Source organism: Rhodoferax fermentans, from assembly GCF_002017865.1.
GTDB lineage: Bacteria > Pseudomonadota > Gammaproteobacteria > Burkholderiales > Burkholderiaceae_C > Rhodoferax > Rhodoferax fermentans.
The window spans coordinates 36,065-52,235 of record NZ_MTJN01000002.1; the positions used below are offsets into that span (position 1 = coordinate 36,065).

The window sequence follows — 16,171 nt, forward strand, 5'->3', positions numbered from 1 at the left end:
GATCGACGGTGGCTATTTCAATAGCCCAAGAACAGCCAATGTGGCTTTTTGAGCTTGAAATCTTAGTTCTCTGCCCTGAGATTGTTAGTTCCTCATCAACACTCATGCGGCTTTCAAGCCCTTGGCTCTAAAGTCTGGCAAATCAGTCTGAAGCCTGAAAGGCATGTCAAATTCGGCTGTTTTGGTATCTGCTTCACACCGGATTCCGCCGACAAATGACGCTACCGCAACGAGGCCGAGGACATTCAGATTGCGCTTTTGGTGAGCCACTCCATGGCTTTAATGGCCTCTACCGGATGGCGTGATTGACCCTGTTGCACCACGCACGTTAAACCCTGTATGTTCAAAATCCGGGCTGCCTTTTCCCAAACATTGATATGTGGCTCGCGGTAATTGCTTCAGTTAGCTACTGCGTTCAGGTGTAGGCATAACAATGTCCTAAGTCAATAAATTTTTCCTAGTGCATTAAGTGAGCACTCTTTTTTTTGAAAGACAAATCAATTGGACAATGCGACAAGGTAGATAACCAATCCGTTGCGATGTTGGCGAGGCGACGACGATGACACGGCCAAATTCGATGCCTTTAGACCGATGCAATTTGGCAAAGTGAACAGGACTTCATGCAGGTCTACACCGGACAGTTGGTGGCTGGAGCTAAATGGCCTGTTCAGGCGTCCTTGATGGACTGACCCGGCAGAGTCGGAATGGGCAAAGCGACACATTCAACATGGCTCGTGGCAAGCACTATTACGTCTATGTCGTCGAGCTATCCTGGGACGTATTTGTTGTCGTCAAACTTAAGTCGCGCATCCATTCCTGAGGTAAGCCTTTTTGCCAACGCTTCATCAGTGACCATAGAGCCGCAATTTGTGGGTGATCACACAAATCCAAGGCTCCTGCGTACTGGTTGTACTGATTGAAATAGAGATCACTGCGCTTTTGAGCCACGACCGCAGCGGCCAGCAATCCTTGTGGCGGTACCAGATGCTCTTCGATATTCCTGATCGACAAACTCATGTGAAGACCAGCAGGGTCGAAATCATGAAATCCCCACACCGGGCAATCAAACAGACTGATGCAATTTTGGGCATCATCAAGTCGATAGATGTTGTCCCCCTTGAAGATCGTTAGCGCGGTTTTGACTGATGTGAGCCGATCAATGACCCACTGATAACGCTCCAGCTGGCGCAGTGTTTCAAAGTTCTCGACCACCATCACCAGGTCAGGGGTAAGCCCTGCAACCTCCTCTACGCTGGCGACTTGGTATCCAGGACGCGTGGTTGGTGAGCCGCCTGCAAAGACCTTAAAGGCAACAGTGTTGGCATGCGGGTTGACCGTGCCTGACTTTTCGGAAATGCCGGGGCGAAGTACGGCGTCTGCACGGTCGATCAGTTGATCACTGGCGGCCAATGGCAGGCGCAGCGCCTCCAAAAGGCTTCTGACACGTTCTACATCTTCCTGTGAGTACACAAACTTGCGTCCAATGGGTGTGCCAATTTTGCGGTCCACATAAAACCGCTCAGCGCTGGCGCTGTGAGGCCTGTCTCTGCGGTCCGCCAGCAAGCGTTGCAAAAAACGAAGCTCAATGGGGGTCAGGTTCATGTCGCTACACGACTTCTGCAGAAAATACCATCACGTCATCAAACACAGCGTTGAAGGTGTCCGTCGCTTTGGTGACTTGAAGCTCAGTTCTTATGCCCTTTACAGCGAGCTGATGTGTTGCGTACAGCAACCATGCTTCTTCGCTCAGACCGGCCGCTTTCCTGCGCTCCAGTTGCCATTGCGAAATCTCCAATGGTCTGCGCTGGGGCGAACTCAGAAAGCCGACGAGCTCCTCTAACAGGAGATCCTCTTCACGCATGGGGGGATCAATTAGCTCGACGGATGTGCTCTTGACGACTTGCTTGAGCTTAGCTGTCTTTGTCCCTGCCACGACCGATGGCGCCGGCAAACGTGCAGCAGCTGCCTGCAGGAGTTTCTCCTGATCAATACCGTGAGCTTGAATATCGAACCGAGGCCGTACTCGAATCGGTGTCGGCTGCAACAGCGTCGGCTGCGGGGCACTTCCCAATTCAACCTCGAATCCGTCAAGGGTCGGATTGCGAACCATCCACAACCCGGTCCCGTAAAGTACCTTGAGTTCGCGGTCAACGCGACGTTGAACGAACAAGCGCTTGCTGATGATGGCCTGAATGTCGTTGAGTTGTACGCGCCAATCTCCCATTCGTGCTTTGACACGGACGTTGACCATGTGACGTATTTCGTGCAGACCGTAGGCCAAGGCCTCGTTGTCCACCATTTCGAAGAAGTCTTGCAGCTGGTTTAGCTCGCTGATCAACGTCTTGACGCTATCTGCGTAAAAGTGGTTCTGCCTGAGTTTTCGCTTCAACGATTCCACATTGCCGTAATCGGTTGCCGTTTGATGATTGAGCAAGCGCAGGTTCTGGCCCATGAAGAACACGATTTCATTGAGCGTGTAGTTCAGTGATTCTTCAATTTGAGCCTTGTCCCGTTCGTCGCCGCTTTGGCGCATGTCCACCAGTTCCCGCCATTTCGCGCGACCACCGTGAATCTGCTCGGTGATGCGGGTGAGCGTTTGCATAGCGCTGTATTGCGCCAGTCGCTCCGAGAGAAAACTACGAATCCGGGGATTGAGTTGGTAAACCCCGGTTTCAACTGGCATCAAAGCATTGATACCCAACAGTGCGGCGATGCCTTTTTGCATGCCCTCATCTGAGTCGGAAACGCTTCCAGTGAGACTCTGGGATATCACCTCGCTGTAGCGATGCAATGTCCCAAGGATCTTTTGTACCTGATCGCGAGACTCGCTTCGAACGGGCTTAGCCAAGGCTGCTCACCTGATCAAAGAGATCGTCGGTTTCGGCCACTTCAGTCTCTGAAGTCTCACCTGTGCCGATCTCAGTGTTTTCGGCCAGGAAGGTCAACACCTGAGTTAACTGTGTGATCTTTCCGGTTGATCGGTACATCTCTGTGGCTTCATTGACCAGCACCAGATATCCATCTTTGCGCAAATGTTCCAACAGGCGTTTGACCAGTTCCGCATTGGTGTATCTGGCCTCGGTATCGCGGATCGTGCCAATCAGCGCTCGCAGTTGGTCTGACAACGACGCACTTTCGTTGATCGACTGAACCAACTCGGCATGCTGCAAGTATTCGCCTGGTTGCAGCGTGAAATCATCCTTGGCAGAGCGGATCATTTGCAGCATTCGAACGAATGGTCCGTAGTTGTCGCGGAAGCGCAGGAACTCGTCCCGAATCTTGGCCGTATCAGATGGCTGCATTTCCATTGGCGCCATGAAAAATGCGCCGTCGTCACAGACACGTGCCAGTCTCATGTCCAGAGCAGACAGCCACTCGTTGACCCACGCCGCATGATCGTCGTCAGTCAGGTAAGCGAACTCCACCGGAAACGCAAACTCGCAGATGTATTGGCCATCAAGAAGGCTTCGCAATGTCTGTGATCTCATGATGCAACTCCGACGAATGAAGGCAGCGCTTGAGCACGTGCGCGCGGCCGGTACTCAGCAATGACGCCTTGCGGCTGAAACACATACCGCTTGGCGAAGTGCTCGTAAGCAGCCGGGGTCAACGACGGTGATGCGGTCACGACATCAATTAGGTTATGTTGCAGCATTTGCATCAAGCGCTGGAAGTTGCCGGGATCAAAGCGACCGATTTCGTCAGTTGCCCAGGGAATGTGGATCGGTTCACTCCCGCGGATGACATTGATCAAACCCGACAGCAGCATGATCAATGCAATGGCCGTCAGACCGTTGGAACTGATTTGCTCCAGCTGCGACTCGCTATGGAATGTCTTGAAGTTACCATCGTCCGTGACACTCCCGGACAAGGTGATGTGCTGCCCGAGGTTGATCTCCATGGTCCCGGAGGCCAGCGCTGTCATGAACGTGCGCAATGCCTCCGCAATGTGGACTGGAGGCACATGCATGCTGTAGGACGAATGGTGCTGTGCTCGGTGCTCCAGCACCACGTCATCAAGGAGTTTGAGCTTGCCAATGAAGTCAATTTTGTCAAAGTCAGTGACTACATTGGCGGTGAAGTCTGAAAAGCGTTCGAAACTACGGCTCACTCGCTTGAGCCCTTCTTGTAACGACTGGTTGAACCGCCGTACCTCAGATTCGAAACTCAGGAGTGTCTTGCGGTACTCGCTGATGTTCTCCAGGATGGTGCTCAGTGAAGTGTTCACATTGACGACAACTTCACGTGGAATTCTGTCGTAAAGCCGGACCATCCGAGTGGCCCGTGCCACATCAGATCTATCCTGGTCGACCTCGTTGAGCACACCAACAACGAACTCCCTGGTCGAGCTTTCCTTTTCGCACAACTCGCGCTCCAACCGCTGGACCTTGAGGCGGATATCCCTTTGGATGTCATTGAAGGCTTCAAATGCCAACTGGCACTCCGCTAACAACTCTGAAGCGAAAGCATCCGATGTCAGGGTGGACGCACCGGACATGGCAAAGTCGGCCAGAAGACGATCCGCCTCGTTGAGAATGTTGAGCTCGAAATTCGCTTTGCTTATGGCACCGTTGTGAGTTTTCTCCTGCTTTGCGAGATCCAGCAGGCGTTTAGCATGGGCTTTCTGAAGGTCGCTCTGGTTGGTCTGTGCTGTTGTCAACGCCTTTTTCGCTCGCTCAAGAGCTGTGTCGGCATCGACTAACCTGGATGGGCCGTGGGTGTTGATCCAGCGATCCCAACTGAGAACCAAATCGGCATGATCGTTGATCTCTTTGATCTCGCCAGTGAGCATATTCAGCTGAGTATTCAGCCTGTTGAGTTTGTCGGTATCAACGCCCTTCTCCTGCAACTCCCTGTCGCGTGCCAACTCCATTTCCTTTATCAACGTTGACTGCTGGCGCTGGAAGGTTGTGACGTTTGCGTCAATCTCATTGAGTTTGGTGTCACGTCGGGTCTGCGCTGTCTTTCTTGCGGCATTGAACGTTTCCTTCTCGGCTGCAACCTCTTTTGCCATCTCCGTTTTGCGCGTGTTCAGGCTTTTCCGCTCGGCTGCGAGTTTTTGTTTTGCGGCATCATGTTCCTGGCCGGCCAGCGTTTCGGCCGCTGCCATTGCCTTGACCATGTCAGCCTTGCAGGCGCTTTCGTGCTTCTTGAATCGCTCAGTCTTGCCGTTGAGGACATTCAACCGGGCATCGTGTTGATTGAAAGCTTCTATCGCTTCAAGACGAGCCTCCTCTGCGTCATTGAAGGCAGCGTCCAGTTCAACCAGCCTCGTTCTTGCTGTGGACTCTTGTTGCTCACACATCGCCAGCATGTTGTCCAACATCTCTCGATGAGTCCACTCGGGAGCTTCTATGGCATCCAGATTGATAGCCCACCCGTACAAGCTGCTGCCTTCGTCTACCAGGTGGCCATAGAGATCAGTCCTTACCAACAAAGCGGGATCAATGACCCTTGCAAGGTGCGCGCGCCATTGATCGTCGGGGCTGGCAAGCAGCGCTGCGTGGAGGCTGCCTGCAGCGGGTTGCACCCGTGCCTGAGCTTGGTTCAGCGCTTGCTCTGCTTCACGTAAACGCTGCTTTTGTTGCTCAACCTGGCGCTCCAGGTCGTCGCGCTTGTTTTGGGCAGCGTTCCGGTTGTTTGTGTACTGACTGAGGGCGCCTTGCGCGACAATGATCTCTTGCTGGTGGTCAGACAGAACGACTGCCGCGTGACGCCATCGTTCTTCAATCTCTGGCGCGACGCGTGGGCGAGCGAGACACATCTCGGCCTCGGACACTGCCGCAATTTGGCGTTCCAATTTGGCTTGAAGATCAGCAAGTTCCGCCTCATTCTTATCGTTGAGAGTATTGAGGGCCGTTGTTTCTTGCTCACTGAGCAATGCAATTTCCTTGTCGTACAGATTATTTGGGGTGTTCTTGCCTTCGAGCATTTTGACTGTCGTCAAAGCGGCTGTTGACTTTGCATTGCTGATACTTCGTTCATAGGTTTGCAAGATGCCCGATGCAGCCTTTTGCAGCTCGCCTATCAACTCACTTTGCGTGTCCCGGCTGGCCTTCATCCCTGGCAGTTGCTGCTGCTTTTTTGCCCAAGCAGGGGCATCGTTGTCTTCCAAGTAGTCTTTTTGGTTCTTGAGATCCTGATACAAGTTGGAAGCCTCACGAACTGACTGCGTTGCTGCAGCAATCAGTCCATTGTGTTTGTCTAGTTCGGCATCGGCTTGCTCAGTCTCCCTATTTTTCAACTCAGTCAGTGCTTTGAGTGCCGCATTCGCCTGATCAACGATTTGCTGATTGATGCGGCGAAGCCGCTGGACATCAGAGCGTTTCTGTCCAAGCAGGATTTCCTGTTGCTGGTTTCTGCCCAGAGCATCTCGCAGCCCTTCGACGAGCGGCTTGAGTTTGAGGGCACGCTCAGCACCGTCACGATCGCGCAACCATCTCTCAATCTGTTCCTTGCTTTGCCTCAGTTGTGGCGATTTGCCAGCACCGTTGGCGTTGAGTCCACCAATGCGCTCCGTGACGATGTTGGCGGCCACTTCGGTGAAGTCTGCGAAGTTGATGTGTTCCTTGACCACAGCGGCGACAAGCCTGTCCAAGTGTGGCAACCGTTTTGAACTGAAGCTGAACTTTCGAGCCTCCACGCGTCGGGCGTCGGCGTCTTTGCCCACGCCGATGTTGTTCAGAATCACTTGTCTATAGTGTGCGGCGGTGTGCTTTGCACTCGGTGAACAACCGAGTTTGGTTGCCACTTCAGCGCTGGTGACGTCATCTAGAAAGACCTCACCATCGCCATCACTGTCTTTGGCGACGAAGAACTCTTTTCGGAAAGCAGAGGCAAAAAAACGGTATTCAGGGGCATCCGTTTGCGTATGTCGGCGCAGCACGACTAGACAGACATCATCTAGACCATCACCACGTTGGTATTCATAGACAACGGCAGACTCCGGGTACGGCAGAACGAAGCGCAACATGGGCTCCCGGTTCTCTCCCACTGGCGCGATTTGGCTGGGCGAATGCCCGAAGAAAAGCGGAAGTAGCTGCAGCGTCGTTGTTTTGCCTGCACCATTGGGCCCCGTGATGGCGGCTCCACCGCGAATATCGAGTTCAGTGATTCGCCCCGAACAGACTTTCCCTGAAGTCTTGGCGTTGATCAGAAACATTTTTCTGAGTCTTGAAGTCATATTGCAATCTTTATTCTCTGTTGCACAACTTTGATCACCTGCCAACCAGTCAACTTGTTGCTATCCTATCTATAGGCTTTGGTTAACCCCCTGCTAGCCAATCTGGTTTGCAAACGTCTGACACCTTGAGTCGGTCCGCCAAACGACTTCACAGACATGTCTGACACTTTTCAGCCAGTTTTGATCAAAGTAGCTTCACGCTTCGCCCGAGTCACCGCAACGTATAACAACTTGCGCTGACCAAGTGTGTCTGCCGGGTCGTCAAAATATGCAGCGGGGGCGACGACGATAACCCGGTCAAATTCCAAGCCTTTGGCGCGATGCATGGTGGCAAAGTGCACAACAGTCGCAGCACTAGAAATGTTCTGATTGGCGTCAATGACCGATGTAGCCAGGCCAGCCAACTCAAATTGGCGAGCAAATACATTTCGGACCGCCTGACTGCTGGCTATGACGCACGTGTTGCCAAGCTGGTGGTCAGCATCATCGATTTGCCAATGCTTCACGCTGGCAAGCGCTGAGGCAACAGCGGCCTCCACACTGTTTGTCTCAATGACTGTAGGCGCCGGACCATGTGACAGCGACTTGTACCGGCGAGTTTCATCGTGCCCGTCGTCCAGATCGTCCACCTCACAGCCCTCAAGCAGAGCCACCGCAGCCCGGCGAATCTCATCGGTGGTTCTGTAGTTGAGGTAAAGCTTACGCGCCCTGCCCCGGATGTCGATCCCGCATTTGCTCATAGCAGCGCGGTGGCGGCTGTAAATGCGCTGATGACCATCACCAACAAAGAACAGATCATTGGCCTCACGCGGCATCATGGCACGCAACAGTTTGAGGGCTTGCGGCCCAAAATCCTGCGTTTCATCAATCACGATGGCACTGTAAGGCAGACCTGCACCACCTCTATCAGCCTCTTGGGTGAGGACTGTGGCAATGTCGCGGTAAGCGTCATCCACTTCCTTTAGCTTGCGTGAGGTCAACTGACCCCGGTACTCTTCGAACACTGGCCAAACGGCGTCGCGCTTGGCACGGCTCAGAATGACACCCCGACCGATCCTGCGCACAGCACGATATTCATCCTTTGTGGTGACACCTTGCGCCAAGACCACTTGCTCGAACTCCTGCTCGTAGAAAGTTGGAGGTAAATCCAGTGAGGCATCCTTCACGGCCAACGCGGCCTGCCAGGCTTGCAACGCACCATCTTGGCTACGGTCATAGACAATTTTGTGTTCCAGCTTGCGTGAACGCATGAATCCGTGTACCCATGCATCCAGGTTTCGGACCTCAATCCTGGCCATCGTTTTGGGTGAACAAAGCGTCTTCAAGTTGTCTTCAATGTCCATGGCCAGGTTTTTGGTGAACGTGGTGAACAGCACCTTCTGTTCACCTTGAGTCCTGTTTTCCGCCAGCCATTTGGCCCGGTGCATGGCTACCACCGTCTTGCCCGTGCCTGCTCCGCCCAAGACGCGCACCGGTCCACTGCGGTCACCGCCAGCCAATTTGTATTGGGTTGGGTGCAGAAAGATCCGCCACTGGGCCAATGGCGCGTTCATGATGGCCAACATGGCTTCATCATCATCGACAACCACAAACCGGGACTGTGATTCAGGTGTGGTCAAAGCAGTCACAAAATCTTCGGTGTCAATTGTGCGATCCACACGCGTTTCGCGTGATGTCAATACTTGCGTCACCGTATCCCCAGCCGCTATCAAGAAAAGACCTTCATACGCCTCAACGGGCAAACTGGCCTGCAGTCCATCCAATTGAGCTTCAGTTTGCACCCCTCGAACCCGGCCAAGCCAGTCTTCAGGTACACCCATGCTCATCAACTCATGGTCTGAAAGCGCTGCAAATAACAGGGGTTGTGGGTCTGCCAACAACTCAGCAGGCACAGCCGATGTGACCGGTGTAGCGACAGCAACTGGTTTTGCAGCGACCAAGGCATCCACCACAGGTTCTGCCATCTCCTGGACAAACACGATCTGCATTGCCCCGGTGACAGGGTTGATAGCGATCTTTCGACGCTCAGCCCAGCGATAGGCTTCATCGTGGTGATCCACATGCAAAAGCACGTACACATCGCCGCTGTCCGGCTTGAAAACAATGCCACGCCAGTCCAGGTCAACACGCACCGACTTCAGGTTGGGGTCACGGGCAGCGTTGATCTTTTCGTAATTGATGCCAGGGCTTTTGGGATCAGCTTGGAACTTCACCGCCCATTTCAGCACCTTGGATTGGGCACTGGACGGCAACTTAGCCAGTTGAAACAGAAAGTCCTGCGACAAGGCTACTTTTGGTTTCACACTCATGCTGACACTCCCTCATCTGTTTTATGTAAACCCATCATCCCCAATTTGGTAGCCACCGCCTCTGACCACGCGATGCCCTCGACGGTTGGGTTTGGCTCATCCAACACCAGCGCTTGCCAACCCGCCATGACCCAGACGTCTGTCATGTCAGCCTGTTCAAAAGTAAGCAGCACGACATGCTTGGTTGGCCACGCCATTTCAGCCTCGGCTATCACCGCGCCGTGTTCATCAGCCAGCTCATGCCCAATCATCGGAGGTTGAGCGCCCATCATGGCCAATTCGTGCAAACCGGCCTTCAGCGTCTCCAGGGTCAAGTCCAAAAGCTCTGCCCATTCTTGGGACAAAGCCGCCTGGTCAGCCGATCCAGCAGGTGCCGTGGGCTTAGCAGGGGACACTATGAGCCGTTCAATATCGCCAGCTTGAATGCCGCTTGTGGTCGTCATCACAAGCCCAGGCAAAGTTTGCAGCGTATTGAACAACGCAAGCCATCGTCGCCAATAAAGGTGCGGCAGTTGCTCTGTTTGGTCTAGCAGGTCATCGAGCACCAGCACACCCGGACTGGTCAGCCCCTCGGTCTTGCCCTGAGCACAAGCCAGTGGCCATGAAGCTGCGATCACTGGATAAAAATCCTTGCGAGACAAACTGGGGGCATACCCTTTGCCAGGGTGCTGCAGCCATTCTGGCAATTGCTGCATCCAGGCAGCCAGGTCGTTCTGAACTTGCGGCAACTCTGCCGGTTTGGACGGCACCATCAGAAAACCCAGCCACAGCGCATTTCGCTGCATTTGCGTGACCGCCGCATCCACGTCACTGCCTGGCACGATGGGGCTGGCCAGCCAATTCAACAACTGAAACACCGCCTGATGGCTGAACGCGCCCTGCACGGCTCTTGGCAAACTCACCGGCGCCTTGGACCCATCATGACGGTTGGCCATGACCAAGGGCGAATCCAGATCAGTCGCTATGGCGCCAGACAAGGCCGCCTTCACGTCCTCATGGGTGACAGACCAGACCCAAAATTTACCGCTGGCTACCAAGGCGCTTCGCTTCAATGCATCTTCACGCAACGAATTTTGGTGATAGGTCCAGCCGTCACAGAACACTGCGATAGGTTTGCGGGCCGATCCTGACTGCCAGGGCCAGATCACAAAGTCCGGCTTACTGGCCACTGCAACGCCTTCAGAGGGGCCAAAATTGCATTGCGGCTCAATGCGATACCTTTGCCCGGAAAGTTCAAGAACGAAACCAGATTTGCCATTGACGATGTCTTGCACCAACTTCACCGGCGGCAAGCCTGATGCGCCGCCCATTCGGCGCAGGCTTTCGATAAACCGGCTTTCCAATACCGAATCAAAATTGGGATTGATGAAGATGTCCGAAATCGTGGCCACTTTTTCCAACTGGTCCAAAGAGGCCACCAGCTCGGTCAGCACCTCCTTGCCACGGTCACGCGACACCAGAAGCATGTTGCGCCCCAAGCGGTACTGGTACACGCAGCGGTAACAACCATCCTTCTCAGGGTCGTCATTGCAAGAGCATTTGTTGATGCTCTCCAGCGCCATGCGCAGCACATCAGCTAGCGTACCAGCATCCTGGGCCAACAACTGGTGAAGGTAGCCCGTGCCCCCTGGCACCGAGTCATACAGCATCACAAAGTGCCGCCTCGGTCCGCCATCCTTGCCTGGTTCATCCTGCGTCACCAGTCGCAAATGGTCTACCCGACCGCCAAATCGCCTCTTCAAGCCGAGTTGAAGGGCCGCCATGAAAGACTGAACGACCTCATCATCGACGCCCGACTTGGTATAAGGCACCAAGATACGCAGTGCTTCAGACGTGAATTCACGGTACAGGTACAAACACTCCAGCAGGTTGGCCGGATCTTCATTGCCATGCTTTACGCAGTCAAAACTGTGGTGTTGACCAGCGGGTTCGAACCGATTTTTTGGTGGTGCCTGCACTTTGCCGCAATGCTTGCAAAGCTTGAAACCAGGCCTTGACGACTCCTTGTCAGCCACCCTGAACGACTCACCCGGTTTGACCAACTCACCAAAATTCACGTCCCTGAATGTCACCCGTGACACAAATTCAAAACCAAATGGCAAGCCACCGGTTTTGATTTGCCAAGCTTCTCGAATGTCTTTCTGATCAAAATCCGCCATCAACTGGCGCACAAAAAACTTTGGTTCCCGGTCGTCTGCGCTGTCATCAATGCGCACCTTGGTGTCGTCACTGTTGGCGATGGCTTGGCGGAACCTCAGCAAGGTGCGCTTTTGGGCGGCATCAGCCCACATGTCATCTCCGCACCTTGGGCAGACAACATGGGTGTCCGCCTCAACCTCCAGGTTTTGCATGTGGTGGCACGATGGGCAAAACCGCCATTCCTCGGTATTTGCCAGATTCATGTTAATCTGGTCAATCTCCACCTTACGCTGGTTCGCATAAAAGCGATTCTCCGGAGCAAACTCGGACAGGGCCGAATTGGCAGGCCGCTCGTATTTGATGGCAGGCAGCGCCACATATGTGCCCTGGCCCTGTTCATCCGCACCCCGCTTGCGCCACAGTACAGACTTCAGCTCGATGCCAGCTTCAGGAAACGCATAGTTAGGGATCAGCCCCGCATCTGTAAGCGTGTTCAGCAAGTCCCGCTTGTTGATCTCTGCAATCAGCTCCAGCATCTTGTCGCGCTCACGCAGCAGACCATCGATCTCCGCACGGGTGGCCTCATCCTGAGGGCGCTGCTCCGCGGATTTTCTGAGCACATCAATCTGGTCTTTGCGCTTCTTGTAGGTCTTGCGCTCTTCGACCAACTCCTGAAGATACTTCAGCAAACGGGATCTCAAACCGTCGACATCCCCCTGGCCCTGCAGAAAGTCTTGCAGGCGTTGTCGCACCATGGCATCAACATCTGAACCCAACAAGTCGATGAAGGCGCCAAACAGCCTAGGCTCGTGGGCCAGAACATGGTCGCAAAAGTTGTATGGAAAACGCGCCTGATTGACTTGTTCCACCGCATCAAGGGCGGTGGAGGTCTTTTCTGGGAAAGCTGTGGCCGAGCTGATGCCACTCACCCAGTCGTCCATGCAAAAGGCAAACAGCTGTCGACGCAACACCTCCGCAGCTTTTAAGAAGACACCGGGGGGAGTTACCTCACCAGAAAGCATTTCCTGAGTTTCTTCAAAGAAATACAGGTCGTGCGGGCTACTGCCATCCGCCAAAGTAGTGGTCATGGCGTTGCCATCGCGCCGACCGGCGCGCCCCATGCGCTGCAAAAAACTGGCCTGATTCGGTGGCACTGAACACAGTAACACTGAGGACAAATCACCGATGTCCACACCCATTTCCAAGGTGGGGGTAGCTGAAAGCAGGTTTTCGTACCAATCTCGTGGCTGTTTGGATTTGAAGCGAATTTCCAGAGCCTCGCGCTCCTCGCGTTCCAGCAATCCGGTGTGCTCGGCAGCAATCACCCGACGCAAATCACCCTGGCTGAACCGATCCGACAACCAACCGCCCGTAGGCAACATGTCATCGTAAAACTCATCGGTGGCATCGATACAGGGCATGCCCTGTAATGCTGGTGCTGCGCTGGCAGGTACTGTCAGCCGTCGTTTGCCTAATGGCGTTGCCAGGTAAGTCGTTTGGGTATCTATCTGCAATGCCAGTGGGTTGATCGCCAAGGTGTCACCCTGGTGGTCAACCGTACGTACCAGAATACTCTGGCTTTCCAACACCTTGGCGGCCGCATTGAATAGATCCACTGCCATGCCCGGCGATAACAACATCTGGCGCCCCAAAGCCGCCGCCGCCCAGCGGTCAAACCAGCTGGTTTTGTGCGCATTGGTCAACTTGTCAAAGTCGCGTTGTTTGCCCAAGGTCAGTAACACCGGCCTGGGGGTGCGCTCGCCCATGCTGGGCAACCATTCTCGGCGGCCACCGGTATTCGTCAAGGCATAAACATTGCCGTCACCGGCATATGTGGTTAGTTCCGGGTGCATCACAGCACCACGACGGCGCATATGGGTCAGCAAGCCCCACAGCCATTGGGTCAACACCTCCAGACTTAGGCCCTTGCCATCGAACTCTTCTTGCAGCGTTGGCAACAGCAGTTCAGCCGCAGCAGTCACCCGATCCAGCGGCACGGACACCGTGGCTTTACCAATACGCTCCAGATTGCGACCCCGGTGGCTCAAATAGGTAAATTCACTGTAAGCCTGCCACAACAGCCGTTTGCGCACCTTGGCAGGCAACCGGCTGGACGCTGGCAAGGCCCCTTTTTTGAGCAGTTCTTCAGCCCAGTCACGCTGCCAGGTCATGTTGGGGCCAATGAACTCTGACAACAAACGCTCTGGCGACATGTTCAGCACCGAGCCCGGCGTATCAAACAGCGCATCGGCCTGAGCCAGAAAGTCTGACCAGCTCAAACTGGGCCGTGCCAGCTCATCAATCACTTTGGCCAGCGCGGTGCGCACATTGTTGAGGTAGGTGCGCGCGCCAAAAAAACCAGCCCGGTGCGCAGCATCCTGCACCGAGTCAGAAAACGCAATTAGCTTCTTGTCATCATTAAACGGGCTGGCCCAACTGTGTTCCACCACTTGGGAGCCCAGCGTGGCATTGCGTGCACCCAGCAACAACAACCGGTCGCGGTTGCCGCAAGCGGGGCAAGTGTTGTCATGGCGTGTGTGTTGCACTTGGCCAATAGAAAAACTGCGCTGGGCAATTACTTTGTACACCGCCAGCAAGTCTTGTTGGCCACAAGCCTGGCAGGTGCCAGGGCCTTGTTGCAGATTGCCACAGGCCACGCAGGCATGCTGCACTACACCTTCCACCTGTGGCCGTTTGACGCTGCTTGCCGCATACAAACGCGTGGCCTCCGGTCGACCGGCAAACCAGGTGTTGTAGATCTCGTCGAGCTTGGTGGAAAGCTTGTTGCTGCCCTGCACCAGCCGAGACAACCAACCGGTGGTGTGGCATTCGCTGCATTGGATCAAAGGCAGATATACCCCGTCCGGGTTGGCTGCCACATCGGCTGAGCTGCGCAACCGAACATCGTCAGATTCCACTGCCAGTTTGGCCACCATGCGTCGCAGTTCCCGCATCCAAAGTTGCAGTCTCAAACTCACCAGCGGGATGGGCTTGTCTGGCGTGACACCGGGCAGTCTGGCCCATGCCACCAACACCAACAATGCGTCCAACACCTCGCGAACCTGCCCATGTGCCGCCACAGGCAGGTTCTTGTGTAATCGATCAGTCAATTCGTCATAGTGGACAACGCCGCCCTTAAGCTGCTTGAGCAAATTGACAAACAGAATGTGACGCTTAAGACAGTCGCTAAGCTGGATACGCCAGGCCACATCTGTGACATCTGCAGGCTTGGGTTCGTCCGGAAAAAACAGTTCAAACCATTTGGCCACCGCCTGTCCAGGGGTCTTGAACTGGGCAGAGTCCAAAACGCCTGCTAAATCCGGCGGGCTTTGGAACATGAATTCAACAAAAGCGTCTTCCAGAAAAACGCCAACTGATTGACGGTTTTCCGTGATGACCGACTCTGGCCCGAACGGTGCCCCAAAGATTTGCCGGGCGTAATCTCGCAACGCAGCCGTGTCTGAAGCACCACCCAAGGTAGCCGAGGTGCCAGCGCAAATCAGATGCCCCGGCGGGGATTTCAGGCGTGCCCGCAACCTACGCAGCAACAATGCCAGGTCGGTGCCCTGAGCACCGTCAAAAGTGTGTAACTCGTCCACCACCAAATAGCGTAGTGTGGTCGGTGTGTTGCGCTCCCACAGTTTGCGGTCTTTGGGGCGCAGTAGCAGGTAGTCCAGCATCTTGTAGTTGGTCAACAAAATGTCTGGCGGGTTCTTGCGTAAGGTGTCCCGGTCGGTAATCACATTGGTGGGGGTCATCACCATGCCCTGACCTGGGTCGGCCACTGCACCACCCACATACAAACCCACCCGCAAACCTGCAAAGGCAGGCGTGCTGGCCACCAGTTGTGCAAACCGCCGGGCCTGGTCACTGGCCAGGGCGTTCATCGGGTAAATCACCAGCGCCTTGATGCCACTGCTATCAGCGCCACCAGCTTTGCGCATATGCGAGCAATGGTCTAGCACCGGGTACAAAAAGCACTCGGTTTTACCGCTGCCGGTGCCAGTGGCCACCAATGTGTGGTCGGCCAGCATTTGGCTGGACAAGCGTTTCCAAGCCGCCTCTTGGTGGCTGTGCCCAGGAAACTCGGTCTCGAACCCGCTGAAAAACTTGCGTCCTGCTTTGCCAGTTGTAAAAGGTAAGCCAACCTGCAGATATGGCCCCTTGAGCCAGCCCGACTGGTCTTGCACAAACCGGCTCATCACCCCGTGCATGAAGTCGTCTGACGGCTCAAAGCCGGTGATCAGAAATTGCTGCAGACCTTGCTGGATATCGCGGGCTAGAAGAGATGGAAGCATATGACTGGATCACCAAGGTTTTCTGCTGTCAAAGAATTGCGAAAGATGTTCGCGGCAACGGATTGAATTCAAAATCATGAGTCGATTGCTAATGCATCAGCTCATCGTGTCGATGAAACACATCATCGCAATTGCCCAGAAACCAGGACGACATAACCCCCACGCTGTTCGACCGAAGCTGCCAGGTTGACTGGCATGCCTCCGTCCTGCTGCTCTCCCGGCCTGAAGCGGACCACTGCTCT

General features: G+C 54.5%; 6 protein-coding genes. All 6 read right to left on the bottom strand.

The features are described from left to right. Positions 1 to 753: 753 nt before the first annotated feature. Positions 754 to 1,602: a DUF7281 domain-containing protein gene (locus tag RF819_RS00275; protein WP_078363129.1), complete on the bottom strand. Its 849-nt coding sequence runs from the start codon at positions 1,600 to 1,602 to the stop codon at positions 754 to 756. Between the two features lie 4 nt (positions 1,603 to 1,606). Further along, positions 1,607 to 2,725 carry a hypothetical protein gene (locus RF819_RS00280; RefSeq protein ID WP_143541536.1) on the bottom strand — a complete coding sequence of 373 codons (1,119 nt, stop codon included), beginning with the start codon at positions 2,723 to 2,725 and terminating at the stop codon, positions 1,607 to 1,609. Between the two features lie 115 nt (positions 2,726 to 2,840). After that, the gene (locus RF819_RS00285) at positions 2,841 to 3,488 is read right to left on the bottom strand and encodes a condensin complex protein MksE (RefSeq protein ID WP_143541537.1); all 648 of its coding nucleotides are present in this window, start codon (positions 3,486 to 3,488) and stop codon (positions 2,841 to 2,843) included. Continuing rightward, positions 3,485 to 7,162, bottom strand: coding sequence for an ATP-binding protein (locus RF819_RS00290; RefSeq protein ID WP_158081207.1), 3,678 nt, complete (start codon positions 7,160 to 7,162; stop codon positions 3,485 to 3,487). Before RF819_RS00290 ends, RF819_RS00285 begins: the two co-directional genes overlap by 4 nt. Positions 7,163 to 7,353: 191 nt before the next feature. Beyond that, positions 7,354 to 9,492: a UvrD-helicase domain-containing protein gene (locus tag RF819_RS00295; RefSeq protein ID WP_078363133.1), complete on the bottom strand. Its 2,139-nt coding sequence runs from the start codon at positions 9,490 to 9,492 to the stop codon at positions 7,354 to 7,356. Then, positions 9,489 to 15,929 carry a DEAD/DEAH box helicase gene (locus RF819_RS00300; RefSeq protein ID WP_078363134.1) on the bottom strand — a complete coding sequence of 2,147 codons (6,441 nt, stop codon included), beginning with the start codon at positions 15,927 to 15,929 and terminating at the stop codon, positions 9,489 to 9,491. The genes RF819_RS00295 and RF819_RS00300 overlap by 4 nt, the downstream gene beginning before the upstream one ends. Between the last annotated feature and the right edge of the window lie 242 nt (positions 15,930 to 16,171).

What these genes read in the sequence shown, in the direction of transcription:
- RF819_RS00275 (WP_078363129.1), bottom strand. Translation starts at nt 1,602, where the DNA reads ATGAACCTGACCCCCATTGAGCTTCGTTTTTTGCAACGCTTGCTGGCG.
- RF819_RS00280 (WP_143541536.1), bottom strand. Translation starts at nt 2,725, where the DNA reads ATGCAAAAAGGCATCGCCGCACTGTTGGGTATCAATGCTTTGATGCCA.
- RF819_RS00285 (WP_143541537.1), bottom strand. Translation starts at nt 3,488, where the DNA reads ATGAGATCACAGACATTGCGAAGCCTTCTTGATGGCCAATACATCTGC.
- RF819_RS00290 (WP_158081207.1), bottom strand. Translation starts at nt 7,162, where the DNA reads ATGTTTCTGATCAACGCCAAGACTTCAGGGAAAGTCTGTTCGGGGCGA.
- RF819_RS00295 (WP_078363133.1), bottom strand. Translation starts at nt 9,492, where the DNA reads ATGAGTGTGAAACCAAAAGTAGCCTTGTCGCAGGACTTTCTGTTTCAA.
- RF819_RS00300 (WP_078363134.1), bottom strand. Translation starts at nt 15,929, where the DNA reads ATGCTTCCATCTCTTCTAGCCCGCGATATCCAGCAAGGTCTGCAGCAA.